This is a genomic window from Streptomyces liliiviolaceus (assembly GCF_018070025.1).
In the GTDB taxonomy this organism is placed as follows: domain Bacteria; phylum Actinomycetota; class Actinomycetes; order Streptomycetales; family Streptomycetaceae; genus Streptomyces; species Streptomyces liliiviolaceus.
Genome location: NZ_JAGPYQ010000001.1, coordinates 4,236,964 through 4,252,304, shown reverse-complemented (window position 1 = coordinate 4,252,304; position 15,341 = coordinate 4,236,964). Strand labels below are relative to the sequence as shown.

The 15,341-nt window shown below is 68.3% G+C and carries 13 protein-coding genes and 1 pseudogene; 11 read left to right on the top strand and 3 right to left on the bottom strand.

Annotated elements, in window-relative coordinates; translation table 11 throughout:
- Positions 1–276 precede the first annotated feature (276 nt).
- Both J8N05_RS18615 and J8N05_RS18610 read left to right on the top strand, forming a co-directional pair.
- On the top strand, positions 277–1,473 hold the full coding sequence (locus J8N05_RS18615) for an IS110 family RNA-guided transposase (RefSeq protein ID WP_210884181.1): 1,197 nt from the start codon (positions 277–279) through the stop codon (positions 1,471–1,473).
- A gap of 807 nt (positions 1,474–2,280) precedes the next feature.
- Positions 2,281–2,718: a hypothetical protein gene (locus J8N05_RS18610; protein ID WP_210884179.1), complete on the top strand. Its 438-nt coding sequence runs from the start codon at positions 2,281–2,283 to the stop codon at positions 2,716–2,718.
- A 194-nt stretch (positions 2,719–2,912) separates the two neighbouring features.
- Here J8N05_RS18610 and J8N05_RS18605 read toward each other — a convergent pair whose 3' ends face one another.
- Positions 2,913–3,491 carry an ImmA/IrrE family metallo-endopeptidase gene (locus tag J8N05_RS18605; protein ID WP_210884177.1) on the bottom strand — a complete coding sequence of 193 codons (579 nt, stop codon included), beginning with the start codon at positions 3,489–3,491 and terminating at the stop codon, positions 2,913–2,915.
- Positions 3,491–3,868: a helix-turn-helix domain-containing protein gene (locus J8N05_RS18600; protein WP_210884175.1), complete on the bottom strand. Its 378-nt coding sequence runs from the start codon at positions 3,866–3,868 to the stop codon at positions 3,491–3,493. Before J8N05_RS18600 ends, J8N05_RS18605 begins: the two co-directional genes overlap by 1 nt.
- 130 nt (positions 3,869–3,998) lie before the next feature.
- Between J8N05_RS18600 and J8N05_RS47915 the strand changes: the two genes are divergently transcribed.
- A complete protein-coding gene (locus tag J8N05_RS47915) occupies positions 3,999–4,130 on the top strand; it encodes a hypothetical protein (protein WP_282108152.1) in 132 nt (43 codons plus the stop codon).
- Between the two features lie 88 nt (positions 4,131–4,218).
- Here J8N05_RS47915 and J8N05_RS18595 read toward each other — a convergent pair.
- A pseudogene (locus tag J8N05_RS18595) lies at positions 4,219–6,383 on the bottom strand (Helicase associated domain protein); the annotation flags it as partial.
- 560 nt (positions 6,384–6,943) lie between these two features.
- On the opposite strand from J8N05_RS18595, the gene J8N05_RS18590 reads away from it, so the two are divergent.
- The 8 genes from J8N05_RS18590 (at position 6,944) to J8N05_RS18555 (ending at position 15,301) form a co-directional block, all read left to right on the top strand.
- A complete protein-coding gene (locus tag J8N05_RS18590; protein ID WP_210884174.1) occupies positions 6,944–7,537 on the top strand; it encodes an RNA polymerase sigma factor in 594 nt (197 codons plus the stop codon).
- The gene (locus tag J8N05_RS18585) at positions 7,534–7,854 is read left to right on the top strand and encodes a hypothetical protein (RefSeq protein WP_210884173.1); all 321 of its coding nucleotides are present in this window, start codon (positions 7,534–7,536) and stop codon (positions 7,852–7,854) included. The genes J8N05_RS18590 and J8N05_RS18585 overlap by 4 nt, the downstream gene beginning before the upstream one ends.
- A gap of 112 nt (positions 7,855–7,966) precedes the next feature.
- On the top strand, positions 7,967–11,338 hold the full coding sequence (locus J8N05_RS18580; RefSeq protein ID WP_210884172.1) for a CHAT domain-containing protein: 3,372 nt from the start codon (positions 7,967–7,969) through the stop codon (positions 11,336–11,338).
- Between the two features lie 592 nt (positions 11,339–11,930).
- Positions 11,931–12,281 carry a helix-turn-helix domain-containing protein gene (locus J8N05_RS18575; protein WP_210884171.1) on the top strand — a complete coding sequence of 117 codons (351 nt, stop codon included), beginning with the start codon at positions 11,931–11,933 and terminating at the stop codon, positions 12,279–12,281.
- Positions 12,268–12,786 carry an ImmA/IrrE family metallo-endopeptidase gene (locus tag J8N05_RS18570; protein WP_210884170.1) on the top strand — a complete coding sequence of 173 codons (519 nt, stop codon included), beginning with the start codon at positions 12,268–12,270 and terminating at the stop codon, positions 12,784–12,786. Before J8N05_RS18575 ends, J8N05_RS18570 begins: the two co-directional genes overlap by 14 nt.
- Before the next feature lie 393 nt (positions 12,787–13,179).
- Entirely contained in the window at positions 13,180–13,443 is a 264-nt protein-coding gene (locus J8N05_RS18565) for a hypothetical protein (RefSeq protein WP_210884169.1), read from the top strand.
- Positions 13,440–13,811, top strand: coding sequence for a hypothetical protein (locus J8N05_RS18560; RefSeq protein WP_210884166.1), 372 nt, complete (start codon positions 13,440–13,442; stop codon positions 13,809–13,811). The genes J8N05_RS18565 and J8N05_RS18560 overlap by 4 nt, the downstream gene beginning before the upstream one ends.
- Complete coding sequence (locus J8N05_RS18555; protein ID WP_210884164.1) at positions 13,808–15,301, top strand: ThiF family adenylyltransferase; 1,494 nt, start codon at positions 13,808–13,810, stop codon at positions 15,299–15,301. Before J8N05_RS18560 ends, J8N05_RS18555 begins: the two co-directional genes overlap by 4 nt.
- Positions 15,302–15,341 lie beyond the last annotated feature (40 nt).

The window sequence follows — 15,341 nt, the reverse complement described above, 5'->3', positions numbered from 1 at the left end:
CTGAACGCTGCTGTGTCGATCTAGGGTGGAACGGCTTCGGATACATGGGACGTCCTACCTTCTTGATGTGGGTCTGAACTGATCATTCGTAAGATCGGTGGGCCCAGGGGTTCCGGGTATGGCTGGCATGGGTTCGCCGTTCGGATGGCTCAGGAGACTTGGCCGCCCGGAGCCCCGCGACGACTCGACCGCTAATTGGGAGACGCGACGCGATCGCTGTGTAGGACAACGTCGGCGAGGTCGTCTACTGGGTTCCTGTACGACGAGCTGGCGGAGGTGGCTGTGCCCGAGATCTGGGCCGGAGTGGACATCGGCAAGGAACATCACCACTGCGTGGTGATCGATGCCCAGGGCAAGCGGCTGCTGTCACGGCGGGTGCTGAACGATGAGACTGAACTGCTCAAGCTCGTGGCCGACGTGCTGGAGCTGTCGCAGGACGTGCTGTGGGCGGTGGACATCAACTACGGCGGGGCCGCACTCCTGCTCGGCCTGCTGGTCAGCCACGACCAGCACATCACCTACATCACGGGCCTGGCCGTCCACCGTGCGTCGGCCGGCTACCGGAGCCAGGCCAAGACCGACGCGAGGGACGCCTTCGTCATCGCCGACCAGGCCCGCATGCGCACCGACCTCGGCATTCTGCGGCCCGGCGACGAGATATCCGTCGACCTGCGCACTCTGGTCACTCGCCGCACCGATCTGGTCTGCGACCGGACCCGAGGGATCAACCGACTGCGTGCCCAACTCCTGGAAATCTTTCCTGCGTTGGAACGCTCGTTGGAGCTGACGAAGAAGGGACCGGTCATGCTGCTGACCGGCTACCAGACCCCAGCCGCGATCCGTCGCGCCGGAGCTCCCCGCATCGCCACGTGGCTGAAGAACCGCAAGGTCTGCAGCAGCGCGGCCCTGGCCCGGACCGTTGTGGAGGCGGCCGAGGAGCAGTTCACCGCCCTGCCCGGCGAGAAACTCGCGGCCACCATGGTGGCTCGACTCTCGAAGGGGGTGATGGCCCTCGATGAGGAGATCGCCGAGCTCGACACTCTCATCGAGGCCCGGTTTCGCGAGCACCCGCACGCCGAAGTGATCCAGAGCCTGCCCGGTATGGGCACCCTGCTGAGCGCGGAATTCCTGGCCGCGACCGGCGGGGACATGGACGCCTTCGGCACCGCCGACCGCCTCGCAGGCTACGCCGGCCTCGCCCCCGTCCCCCGCGACTCCGGTCGCGTCAGCGGCAATCTCCACCGCCCCAGCCGCTACCACCGCGGCCTGCTCCGCGCCTTCTACCTCTCCGCCTTCGCCAGTCTCCGCGGCTGCCCGGCCTCGAAGCGGTTCTACGAGCGTAAGCGGGCCGAGGGGAAGGGGCATAAGCAGGCGCTGCTGGCGCTCGCCCGACGCCGGGCCAACGTCTTGTGGGCCATGATCCGCGACGGAGCGTGCTACCAAGCCGCACCACCTGTCACCGCGGCGGCTTGACATCGTCATTGGGACGTCTCCTGGATGACGGAGTTACATGGCTGGAAGTGCTGCGACCTCACCGCAGCAAACCCATGGAGGCACTGTTCATCGAGCCAACGCCTCGCACGTAACCGGAACCTGCATAACCGCGTCTCGGCGCAGCAGGGGAACCGGGGGCCCTGCTGCATCCGTTCGTGTGCCTGACCGGCATGTCGGGCAGTGCCCCAGCCGACGACTCCACCGGCCACCCCTCGGCGCGCCGCCGCTCGATCTCGACAGTGTTTCGGGCGACGGCCTGCGCGTTCTTCAACCAGATGCCACGGCTGCTTCCTGGAAGGTGGCGTCCAGCGGCGGCCAGGAGGTGCCCATATGTGGCGGCTCACCCGCGCGCGGGAGGGGCGGCACGGCGACGGCCGGGTACCGGGGCGCGCGTAGCTGGTACGCGGGGGCCGGCCAGCCCGCCGCGCCGTTACACGATGGTCAACGCCCCTCAACGGCACCCCGGATAGGGGATTACGCCGAAGGTGGAGATGTTTCAGTCGACGATCATGGTGAGGAACAGCCAGTAGGCGGAGCCGCTGCCGTGGGCGGCGGCGAGAGACGCGCGGTGTCAAGGTTTCCCTCGTCGTCCGCGTACGGAGACAACCGATATCGGGTGGACATCGTCATTACCGTAGGAACATGACTTGGTCTTTGGGATACTTACCGCCTCGTCAGCCGGAGCTACTCGACGCTCTGTTTCTAGCGGCTGGACGTTCCCTTCATCTCGCTAACGCGTTCGAGGAGAAGTGCCGTTGGATGGTCCGGTGCATCAACCTGGTTGAAATGCACGAGAGTGGCGTCGAGATCGTCATGGACGATGACGGCATGATTACCAGCCTGCCAGTCGACAAAATGCTTGCTGTCACGCTGAGCCGCCTGACTGGCAAGATCTCGACTTCTGACGAGATCATGGAGTGCCTACGGCGGGCCAAAGAGGCAAGAAACTTCATTGCGCATGAGGGTGCCAGCGTGGGGCATATCAGCGTCGTTCGAGAGCGCCACATTCTCGGGCATGTCCGCCGTCTGCGCTCTGCGGTTCTAGATCTGGCGGAAGGTGACAACATCGTCTCGCAATGGGGATTCCACTTCGAAGAACCGCGCCAGTCTCTCCCTCAGGACCTCATCGACGCTTACTCGCAGATGATTGACGGGTGGGTCTTCGGGCACTTCGGAGCCCTCCTCGACGAAGAAACCGTGGATCCAGCCGCTACAAAACTCTGACCTTGCTCGCGCTGGCAATGCGGACCCGAGGGCCCGTGTTGCCAGCTCACCTGAAGAGCATGGTGCTGCCCTATTGTGCTGTGGACGAGGTGCGAGCGCCTCGTAGCGCCTGCTCAACTGCAACTGAATTTGCTCGGTTTCACTGCCTGGTATGGCTGTCGGCATACCAGGCGACGGAGAACCGCTGCAGTGTGTCAGCGGCTGCTTCGGGCCTTTGCACGTTGAGCTATGAGTCGGGCTCCCGTGACATTCATCCGCCAGCGCGCGAACTCGGTGCTGATACCGAAGCGGGCAGCCACAGATTCGTCGTCTACACCGTTGTAGGCCAGTCGGCGGGCCGCATCCGAAGGAAGGAGCAGTTCCCCGGAGAGTTCTGCTGCTTCGCTCTCCTGGTCGTGGTCGCTGTTGCGGCACTCGCGTCCCGAGGTGCGAAGCAGCGTAGTGAACTTGTGTTCAAGGAGGATATGGGACATCTCGTGTGCGAGGGTGGAAGACCGCCGGGGTCGTTCGTGCCCGGAGTTCTCCACGATCACCAGGCGGCGGCCAAGGCACAGGACCGCTGCGGAAAAGACATCGGGCCGGATTTCGGTGAAGTGGCGCAGGGCGGCTGTCGCTTCGGAGTGGTCTTCGGTGACGTCGTGCAGGGTGAAGACGTCGATGCCGTAGAGCTCGGCGAGGGTGTACGGGTCCATCGCTTCGTGCGTCGTGACGCCGAGTTCTTCCCTGACCTCCAGCGCCAGGCGCTTCGCCTCGGCCTTGAACCCTCTTCGCACTACGCCTCCTTGTCCCGTGGCAAGGCCTTCACACGGCGCACCGTGGCGTTTATGACGACCTCCAGATACGCGACGTCCTCGGGTTCGAGGTCCTTACGTGCCCGGAGCAGTGATCCGATTTGCGTGACAAGCTCTGGCTCATCTCGCTGCGCAGGCGCCTCACCCCCCACTGCGAACTGCTCGGCCGGGACTCCGAGCCACTGAACCAGGGTGATGAAGGCGTCCGCGTCCGGGCGCAATCCGTTGGCCATCCGGGAGAGCAAGGACGGGCTGACCTGAAGTTCCTTGGCCAGTTGCCGCCAGGAGAGCTCGCGGGCGGTTCGCTGGGCGTCGAGCGCCGAGTAGAGCGCGTCGACGTCGATCTGGTCCTTGGCCACTTCGGTCCTTCCGATCCCAGAGGAGTCACTTCCGAAACACTGTTTGACTATCACGACACTGGTGATCTAGTCTCGACGTACCGTCTCGAAGTCGAGACAGTCAGGCTAGCTCGAAGGGAACCAGTCCACCATGCCCAAGAAGACCTCCACCTCCAGCGCCGGCCGCGGACGCAGCGCGATCACCGGCAAGTTCGTCAAGCAGTCCACTGTCAAGCGCCACCCCAAGACCACGGTCAACGAGACCCCCAAGAAGAAGAAGTAGGTGCGCGGACGTAGCCCGTCCGCACACCCATCCCGAAGAGAAGGTTCACCGGCCAACGGTGAACCTTCTCTTCCATTCCGGCAGATACCTACGCCCACTCCACCCCCAACTCGCGCAGTGCGTCGAGCTGGTCCTGGGTGAGCTTGTCCCGCCTCGTTTTGGTGTTGGAGACCCACACACCCAGCTTCACGGCCACCGGCTCCGCCTCGCCGCCGACCGCGATCTCTTCGCTGTGGCCGCGAGGAACCGACCGCTGGCCCTCCCTCTCGACCCACTGCGCGAGCGCCGCCAAGCCCCCGCTGGAACGCCTGCTGCGCCTTGCTCTGGCCTTTTCGTCGCACCCTTGGCGGCCGGTGCGGGAGACGGCGCCTCCACGGGCGTGACGCCCAGCTGGGTCAGCCGCTCCTGCTGCTCGGTCGACAGCTGCGCCCGGGTGCCGGGCTGGGTCTGCTGCTGGAGCCACTTGCCGATGTCGTCGCCGTCCATCAGCACGCCGGGTGCGATGTCTGGCAGCTGGCCGTCGGCGTCGACCAGGTCCGCGAGGACGCGGTAATGGCGCTGCCAGTCCAGCGGCCAGGGGCAGTTCCAGTCGGGGTCGATCTGCGTCAGCTGCTGCGCGCGTGCGGAGGCCCGCTCCGGGTCCTTGCCCAGGCCGTTTTTGGCGCCTTTGCGCCGGAGGTTGGCCATGTGCTGTCCGATGGGCACCATCGCGTCGCCCTCGCCCCAGACGGCGTCCTGACGCGGCGCGAGGTGCCCGGTGGCCCGCCGGTACGACCGCAGGGCGGCCAGCTTGGCCTCCCACGCTTCTTCGCCCGGTTCCCAGAGCATCCCGGCCTCCGGGGCGTCCAGGAGGGTCTTGCGCCGCTCCTCCAGCTCCCCGGTCCGCAGCGCCTTGCGCTGCTGGTGTACCCACCGGCCAAGCGGAAACGTCTTCGTCGTCCCGACCTCGACCTCGGTGTCGTAGGGCACGGCGTGGAGGCCGGTGATCTCGTTCTCCGCCCGCCACCGGATGAGGGCTTGGTAGCCCTCCAGCCACACCAGGGACTCCGGCCGGTACACCCGAGTACGGAGGAACGCGGCGATGGTCGCGGCGTCGCGTGGGCTGGAGAAGTGCAGCAGCGCAGACTCGGTAGCGGCGTCGGTGTCGTCGTCGTGGTCCTGGTCCTCGCCGTCGCTCCCGCCGCGGGCCCCGACGATCTGCCCGTTCTCGTCGCGCTGGACGTGGACCTTGCGCTTGCCGCTGGTGAGCGCGCGGGAGGCGAGCTGCTCGACCAGGCGCTCATCATGCGAGCGCAGGCCCTGGAGGACCGCTACGAGCGGCTTGAAGCTCGCGGAGGCGACCATGTCGGTCGGGTCCTCGTTCGACTCCAGGAACACCGGCACGATGATCCTGGCGACCTTGGTGGAGCCGTCCTTGTTGAGCCTCAGTGCCCGGCCGATGTTCTGCACGATCTCCACCTGCGAGCCGCGGGTGTCGGCGAAGCACACCGCTTCGACTCCTCGCTCGCCGGTGATGTCGACGCCTTCCCCGAGGACGCGAACGCTGGCGAGGAACGCGCGGTGGACCCGGTGCCCGGCTGCGTCGATGCCGTTGGCGAACTGGCGCAGCGCCTCTCGGCGTTCGGCCACGAGGTGGTTGCCGCAGAGCCAGGCCGACCACACTCGGTCCGGGGGGACGTGGCGGCCGGCCTCCAGCTCGTAGAATTCCGCGTCGATCGAGGACGCGGGGAGCTTGTCCGCGGCGGCCAGGTCGGCGTCGGACGCGTCGTTGGCGTACAGCTCGGCAGCGGTCTCGGGCAGCTTGTCCGCGAACGCCGCGGCTTCTTCGACCTTCTGGTGGAACGTCATGAGCGTACGGAGGTTGTACGCCGCGGCGTGCTCCAGAAGTGCGGTCTGCAGGAGCGCCAGGCGCCGGCCCCGCCGCGCCTCCTCCGATTCCCCGAGAACCGGCGAGGGATCGCGAATCTCGAGCACGTCGATCTCGAATCCGGCAAGGATTTCGCGTTCGATGGCCTCGCTCAGACCCAGCTCTGCGAGCCACGTGCCGTAGGTGCCCTCCGGGTCGTCGGCCATGGTCGCGATCTCGGCCTCCTGGCCGTCCGTGCCCTTCTGCGGGCGGGCCGCGGCGAGGATGCGAGGGGTGGCAGTGAGGTAGAACCGGAAGTCCGCCGGGATACGGGCGTTGTCGTGGATCGCTGCCCACGGACGGCCAAGATCGCCAGCGGTTCCGTGGGCCTCGTCCGTTTTACCGAGCGGAGAGGTGTACGGGTAGGAGCTGACCTGCGCTCTTCGTGATGCACATGTTCGTGAGGTGGACGGCTTCTCATAGCGGCGCCCGGAGCGGTCGATGCGCTCGAGGTTGGGCGGCAGCTCTCCCGGACGTAGGCGAAGTCTCCGCCTTGCTTGAGCGGCAGGATCTTCGAGTGGCTGCGCCTCATGCAGTTCCCTCGGGAGCCGCTGGAAAAAAAACTGGCTCGTGCGGGGAACGCGGCCCCCTCCTCGTTCCTTGTCCGGGTATTACGTGCGATCGGCCGCCTGGAGTCCCCCGGAACCGTCCGCGCTGACTGACTGTCCGTTACGGAGGGAAGGACGCATCTGTGAACGGATCCGGCGAGCAGGAGCCGCTCGTGGCCAAAGCGCTCCCAGCCCAGCCGCCACCAGACACCGAGCCGCACCTTGATCCGTGTTCCGAGCCGTCCTCCGACGACACGGGGTTACGGTTCCGAGACGTCGCCCTGGCCCCGGCGCCCTCAGTTCGGCCTGCCGCCCACCGAGGCGGGCCGCCCACCGACGCGCTGGACGAGGACCACCTCGTGCTGCCCGCAGGCGGCGACGCCGAGCGGATCACCTTCACTGAGGTCGCCGCGCCACGGGCCCCTACGTCCGAGGCGCCGCGTACAAATACTGCCGCGACCGGCCTTGAGGCCTTCTTCGTCCGCGAGAATTTTGAGCGGACCCGGCGCGCGATCGGAGTCCTGTTGCGCGACGATCCCACCCAGGCCGAGGACATCACACAGGAGGCGTTCGTGATCGTCTACGAACGCTGGGAGCGGGTGTCCAGGATGGACAACCCTCTCGCCTACACCATCAAGGTCGCCTGGCGGCTCGCCCTCAGGTGGTTGCGGGCCCGGAATCGCACGCGGGCACTCGACGCCGCGCTTCCCGTGCCGGTCGCCGATGGCGCCGCCGCAGCCGAAGCCGTCATCGCACGCGCCGACCTGGCACGTGCCTTCCTGCGTCTGAGCCCCGCGCACCAGGAAGTGCTCACGCTGTCGATGTCCGACCTGGACCCGCAGGACATCGCCCCGCTCCTCGGTATCCCGGTGCCGACCGTGCGTACCCGCCTGTTCCGGGCACGCAGGGCACTTTCGGCGCTTCTCGAAGAACGTCCGGAGGCACAGTCATGACGTACGCGAAGGATTCCGGCCAGGCCGCTCCCGGGTCCGGTGCCGCGAACCCCTGGCTCGGCGGGATCAAAGCGGAGGCTGCCCGCCGACAGGCCGTCCGTGATGTCTCCGCGCTGAGCGAGGACGAACTGCTCGACGAGGCTGCACGCGGCGTCGCTGAACGCCGTGCCGCCCGCCACGACCTCATCGGGGCCCTGGTATGGGAGGAGATCGCTGCACACCCTCGCACCTGGGATGTCTCCGAGAGCCCGGAGAGCGGCGAACTGCGCGCCGACGACTCCGGCACACCTGCAACGGGACGGACAGGCCGCGATTGATTCTTTCCCGGCGTGCGCGGGCGAGATGCCGTACAACCGCCAGCTTGGGCTCGTACGGCATCCCTCCGGCGTGGGCTGATCACTCGCTCGGTGGCCCGGCAGGCCTACGGTGATGGCCGCTCTGCTTGCAGCCCTGCAGGCCCGGCTCGCCGCACTGGCCGAGTGCGGCGACGCTGCACCGCTTTTGGACGACATGGCCGCCCGGCAGGCCCGTGTCCTCGTGGCCGCCCTTCCGCCGGAGTGCAGGGATCCCGATGCGGAGCCGGCGATTCTGGAGGCGCTCCGCGTCGCGGCCCTCGTGCACTGGAACCGCTACTGCCTGAGCGGAGAAGACTCCAGGGACGAGGAAGAGGACGACGACTTCGCGGCGGCGGTCGCGCTCTTCTCCCGCATTCACCGCCGCGACCCCCTGGCGGTCCCTGACCCCTTGCTGCCGCTGATCGACACCTCTGCCGACCCGGGACAGCAGGAGAGTCCGGTCACCTGGAGCGGCATGGCACAGCCGTACCTTGACCGGTACGGCAGCACCCGCGACCCCGCCGACCTGCGAACGGCCGTGCAACTCCTGTCGGCGGCACTCGACGGCGCACCCGAGGCATCGCCAGACCGTCCCCTGATCCTGCTGCAGTTCACCGAAGCGCTGCTGTCCCTGTACGAGGACACCGGCGACGAGGAGGCCTTGACGGTCTGCCTCGACACCGCGCGCGCCGAGACACAGCTCACCCGCACGGTGAACGGGAGCATGGCCTGGACCGTCCTGTCAGTCGCGCTACTCGCCCGCTTCGGCCACAAAAGGGATCCCGCGGGGTTTGAAGAGGCCGTGCACGCCGCGCGGCGAGCGGTGCAGGCCGCATTGGACGGCGCCAGCCGCGCCCATACGTCCGGCGACCTCGGGGCCGTCCTGTACGAGACCTTCTCCCGGACCGGCGACGAGCGCGCGCTCTCCGAGGCGCTGAGTTTCCTGCGCGAGGCACTCACGCAGACGCCTCCGGGCTCACCGGAGTACCCGGCACGGCTGCACGTCCTCGGCCAGGCCCTGCTCGGCTGGCACAACCGCACCGGCGACCCCGCAGGCCTGGGGGAAGCGATGCGCGCCGCCCGGGAAGCCGCCACACTGATCCCTGAGGATCACGCGCACCGGGCCGACATGCTCGCCGGCCTGGCCGCCGCGCTCCAGGAACGCTTCCACCACGCCGGCCACCAAGAGGACCTGTTCGAGGCTGTCCGCCTACGGCGCTCGATCCTGACCAGCCTCCCGTCCACAGATCCAGGCCACCCGGCAGCGGCCGCACAGATCAGCACGGCACTGTGGCTGCTCCACCAGCACATCGGTGACTCGGCGGCTCTTACAGAGGCAATTGCGTACGCCCGGACGGCGGTCGAGTCGATGCCCGAGGACCACCAGGTGCAGGCTGGCCGGATGAGCAACCTGGCGGCGATGCTGCGGGCCCGTTTCCTGAACGGCGGCGCCCGTGAGGATCTCGATGAGGCGATCACTTTGCTGCGCGCGGCTATCCCCCTGCTGGCGCCCGGGCACCCCGAGCGCGCCGCGCAGCTGAGCAATCTCGCCAACGCCCTGCGCAGCCGCCATACGCTGACCAGCGATCCCTCAATGCTGGCGGAAGCGGTGGAGGCCGCCCGCACGGCGGTCGAGTCCACGCCCGGTGATCACCCGGCGTGGCCTGCCCGCCTCGGTAATCTTGGCGCGATCCTGCGCACGCGCTTCGAGTGTGGCGCAGGCGCTGTTGACGACCTGGATGAAACGATCGGGCTGCTGCGGATGGCGGTCGCGGCCCTTCCGTACAAGCATTCCGGCCGGGCCGCTCAGCTTGCCAATCTGGGCAATGCCCTGCGTCTGCGGCACGACCACGCCCGTGACCCACAGGATGCCGCAGAAGGCCGCATGGCGCTTTGGGCCGCTGCCGAGCCTCCGGACGCACCCCCGCTGATCCGGATGAGGGCCGCGTGGGCCTATGCGGACGCAGCCCGCCGGGACGGCGACTCTGCCGAGACCGTCAAGGGCTTTGAGCTGGCCGTGGGACTGCTGCCGCGCATTGCACCGCCCTCGCTAAGCCGGGATGACCGTGAGTACCGGCTCGGGCGGCTAGCCGGACTTGGCTCCGAGGCCGCCGCCGCCGCGCTCGACGCGGGGCGTCCGGGGCTCGCCCTGGAACTGCTGGAGCAGGCCCGGGGCATCCTGCTCGGTGAGGTGCTCACCGCGCGCGGTGAGCTGGAGGAACTGGCCGAGCGCGAGCCGGCCTTGTACGCCGAGTTCCAGCGGCTGCGAGACGCCCTGTCGGCCCCTGAGGCCGATGCGGACGCGCGGCTGTCGGGCGGCATGCGCTTTGAGGAGACGATCGCTCGGATCCGCGCGCTGCCCGGCTTCAGCCGCTTCCTCCTTCCGCTTACGGTCGATGACCTGCGACCGGACCCCGATGACGGCCCGGTCATCGTTGTGAACGTCGCCGGACACCGCAGCGACGCACTCGTACTGGGCGCGGGGCCACGGGACGCGCTGCATGTCATACCCCTGCCGGGCCTCACACCAGATGAGTTGGCTACGCACGTGAACAACTTCCACAGGAAGGTGTGGGGTGCGCAGTCGCAGGTTTCTCAGACACTTGCGTGGCTGTGGGATTCCGCGGTCGGGCCGGTGCTGGAAAGCCTGGGTGTCACCGCGACGCCCGCCAACGACGGGCCCTGGCCGCGCGTGTGGTGGTGCCCAGTCGGGTTGCTGGCGTGCCTGCCGCTGCACGCCGCAGGTCGCCACCAAGACGGCGGGGACTCGGCTTTGGACCGAGTGGTCTCCTCCTACACGCCAACTGTCCAGGCTCTGGCCGCGAGCCGCCGCCGGGCACGCCGCGAGTTGCCGCACCTTGCGGGTCGACACGGTCGCGCCCTGGTTGTCGCGATGCCCAACACGCCGGGAGTACCTCCGCTGCCGTATGCGCACCAAGAGGCGGAGGCCGTGGCCCAGATGATGCCGCAAACCACGCTGTTGGCTGACGGTGAGGCGAGCCGCGCCACCGTGCTCTCCGAGCTTGGCCAGCATCCCATTGTGCACTTCGCATGCCACGGTGTGACGGACTGGCAGGACCCGTCCGCGAACCGACTGGTGCTCGCGGACGGGGCTCTGTCGGTGCGTGACCTGCTGCACCACCGGCTCGACGGGACGCGACTGGTGATGCTGTCTGCGTGCAGTTCGAGCGCAGCCGGCGAGCGGCTGCCGGACGAAGCTGTGCATCTGGCCTCCTCTTTCCTCGCCGCAGGCGCCGCGCACGTCGTCGGGACGCTGTGGGCGGTCGAGGACCAGGTCGCCGCGCGCACCGCGACGACCCTGTACACGCACCTGACCGCCGCGGGCACCCTTCCTCCGCGCACCGGGCTCACCGCGATCGCCCTGCACGTGGCCACCCGGCGGCTACGGGAGCAGTATCCCGGAAGCCCCGGACTGTGGGCGCCCTTCATGCACATCGGGGTATGAGCCGCCCGGCGGGATGAGCAGCTCCAGGCTGCTCCCGTCCGCGCGGCGGTCGACGATCCACGCGCCGTGCGGGACCGCGGCGGGCACGGTCTGAAGGGTGGTCCGGCGCTCACGCTCGAACAGCCGGGCCTGCCGACCCTCAACCCAGCTGCGTACCGTTTGCCACATCCCACCACACGCCCTCGTAAGGGGGCGCACCGCGGCGCGGGCCAGTGCCATCGACAGCATCGACGTTTCCTTTCGCTCGGACGTCACTGTGACAAGCCCGGTGAAGGCATCAGCGTTCGCCGGAAGAACCCTGCTTCGGCAGCGCTTCTAGGCAGGCGGGCGCCGAAAGAGCACGTGCGGCGCGTACCGCAGGCTTTTGCGGGCCCGGCGCCCCGCGTACTCCCGACAAGACGGGTGCCTCAGCCGAGGCTGTCAGAGAGGGACTTCCTCGGGAGGGTTCGGCGGCTCAGAGCTGGCAGCCAGATCAAGGTGATCCTGGACCAGGACTGTGGCAGCGGGAATCTGCCGAAACGGTCTGGCCGAGGGTTTAGTACGGGGCGGCTGTGGTGGTCTTGGTGAGGGTGGGCTAAGTTGGAATGTCAGTGTGGCTGTCATCGCGGGGAGCGGCGTGGACGATGTTGAGCGGGACTTCAATGCCGAGATTGGTCGGCGGGTGCGCGTGGCGAGGGCGCGAGCGAAGCTGACGCAGGAGTTGCTGGCTCGGAAGGCGGGACTGACGCGCGGGTCGATCACGAACATCGAGTCCGGCGCGCAAGCTCCTCCGCCGTACCGGTTGGTGCGCCTCGCGTCAGCGCTCGGGGTGGAGCCGGCCGACCTGCTGCCGGGACTGCAGGAGCCCGGCCAGGTGAACGGGCTGCCGGACTATCTTGCGGACGCGGTGGCGTCTGTGGCGTCGGAGGCGTTTGAACGGAGGGTGCGCGATGGCCAGGTCTGACGCGGCGGCCAAGGCGCTGTTGACGCAGTTCGGCATCGACGAGGCGCCCATCAACCCGGCGCTGATTGCGGAAAAGCTGGGTGTGCTTGTCGTCCCGCAGGAGATGCCGGACGACGTTTCCGGCATGCTGCTGCGCCGGGGAGACGAGCAGGTCATCGGTGTGAACCAGAAGCACCACGAGAACCGGCGGCGTTTTACGGTGGCTCATGAACTCGGGCACCTGCGACTGCATCGCGGCCGGCCGCTGATCCTGGACACCGATACCCGTGTCAACTTCCGTGACACGGTCTCAAGCATGGCCACGGATCGTGAGGAGATGGAAGCCAACCGCTTCGCGGCGGCTCTGCTGGCTCCTGAGCCCATGGTGCGTCGCGCAGCACGCGAGGCCGAGTTCCGTACGGCCCAGGAGTTGGTGCACCTCATGGCCGGGCGCTTTGAGATGAGCGAAATGGCCATGAGTTACCGGCTGATCAATCTCGGCATCCTCGCGGGTCCAATGGCGTAAGCGGCCCTGCGTCCTCGAAGGCCGCCCGTTCATGTCGGGCGGCTTTCTTGTGTCAACATACGACAGGGAAATTGTCACTCAAAAAATGTTGCCAATGTGGTGCCGTGCGTGCTGTCCTGGGTGTGTTGGCAGGGGCCGATGTGGCCTCTGGGAACAGGAGGTGTGTCATGTCCGGCAAGGCCAGTAAGGCGAGTGGGTCTGGTGGGAAGCGTGGTCGGAGTGCGGTCACGGGCCGGTTTGTGAAGCAGTCGACGGTGCGTAGGCACCCGTCGACGACGGTGAACGAGCGCGCGTCGCGCGGCTCGAAGAAGAGCAAGTAGGCGGGCTTCGAGCCCGCCTTTCGTATCTCCCGGCCCGCCACAGGCGGGCCGGGAGGAAGGGGAGGTGGCCGTTATGACGACGGCAGACATCCAGCACGAGGAGATCAGCGGCAAGACGGTGACCGTCACCGTGGACGGCGAGCCGGTCGCGGTGACGAAGCGCACGACGCCGAACGCGGTCCTGGGCCTGGCTGGTATCGACGCGGGCACGCACTACCTGGTCCGGATCACCGGCAGGCATCAGCACTCGTTCGCCGGCCGTGGGGAGGAAGAGATCACCGTGCATGAGCGGGAGACGTTCGTGTCGGTCTCCACCGGCCCGACCCCGACCGCATGACCGCGGTGATGCCGCAGGCAGGGCCCGCGGGGATGCTCGCGGGCCTGCGCCGGGCCGGCTACACGGTGGAGCAGAGCGGCAACTTCGCGGTCTTTGACTACCTCGTCGAGGTCGGCCCGCGGGCCGGGACGACGGTGCGCGTCGGGCTGGAGCTGGTGCCGGACTGGCCGCTGTCGGCCCCGCACGGCCCGCACATCAGCCCGTGCCTGGGGCATCCGCAGGGCGCGGTGCACACGTCTCCGCTGGGGCAGGAGTGGGAGCACTGGAGCCGGCCGCCCTCCGACTGGGCGCAGGACCGTACGGTCCGCGGCTATCTGCGGCACCTGCGCACCCTGTTCACGCAGCTGGGGAACGGATCCTGCGCATGATCAGCCGCTTCTCGGTCGCGATGACCAGCGTCACCGCCCAGCGCCTGACGGATCACCTGCGCCGTGGGGACGGGCAGGAGGACTGCACTTTTGTGCTGTGGCGGCCGAGCACCGGCGCCAGCCGCACCACAGCCCTGCTCACCGAGGTGGTGCTGCCGCAGGACGGCGAGCGGATTGTGCACGGCACGGTGGACTTCACCAGCGCCTACTTCCTGCGCGCCGCCGCGCTCGCGGCCGAGCACGGCTGCGGGCTCGGCTTCGTCCACGCCCATCCCCAAGGCCGGGGATGGCAGCGACTGAACACGATTGATCACGAGGCTGAGGTGTCCTTCGCCGCGCAGACCCAGGTGATCACCGGACATTCGCTGGTCGGTCTGACCTTCGCGGGCGCGGATGCCGGATTCGGCGCACGTATCTGGCAGCAGGAGGCCCGCCGCCGCTACGTTCCTACCGAGGCAGAGAGCGTCCGGGTGGTCGGCGGCCGTCTGACGGTCACCGTCAACGACCGCCTCTTTCCCGCGCCGCCGGCTACGAACCGGCAGCTGCGTACCGTCTCCGCCTGGGGACAGACAACCCAGGACGACCTGGCCCGTCTGCATGTCGGTGTCGTCGGATGCGGCTCGGTCGGCATGCTTGTCGTCGAAGCCCTGGCCCGCACCGGCTTCCAGAACCTGAGCCTGTTCGACTTCGACACCGTAGAGGAGCTCAACCTCGACCGGCTCCTGCACGCCACCATCCGTGATGTGCGCCTGCACCGGGCCAAGGCCCGCCTCGCCGCCCGCACCTCTCGCCGCGCGGCCACCGCCCTCAACTTCCGGGCGGCGCCATACGAGCTGAGCGTGGCCGAGCCGGACGGGTTCGCCGCCGCAGCCGACTGCGACGTGATCTTCTCCTGCGTCGACCGGCCCTGGCCCCGCGCCGTCCTCAACCTCCTCGCCTACGCCCACCTCATCCCCGTTGTCGACGGTGGCATCGCGGTCGACGCCCGCGGCGGACGCCTGCGCGGCGCCGAATGGCGCGCCCACATCGCCGCCCCCGGCCGCGCCTGCATGGAATGCCTGGGCCAGTACGACCCCGCCCACGTCCAGGCCGAACGTGACGGCTCCCTCGACGACCCGGCCTACATCACCGGCCTGCCCGCCGACCACCCGCTGCGCCGCAAGGAGAACGTCTTCGTCTTCTCCAACAGCGCCGCGGCCGCGCAGCTGAATCAGTTCGTCACCATGACGACCGCACCGGGCGGGATCGCCGACACCGGCGCCCACCTGTACCACCTGACCACCGCCACCCTCGACCACCGCGAGAATGGCTGCGAGACGGGCTGCCCCTACGACGGCATGCTGCGGGCGCTCGGCGACGACGCCCCCGTCACCGTCACGGGACGGCACCGGGCCGCTGAACAGGTCCGCGATGCTCGTGCCCGTGCGGTACGCCGCTGGCCGCTCCGCGCCTGGCGCGCCGTCGACGACCTCCTGCACCGACTCCGATGAAAGCACCCGGCCAGAAGCATCGGGACCACGCATATCCGCT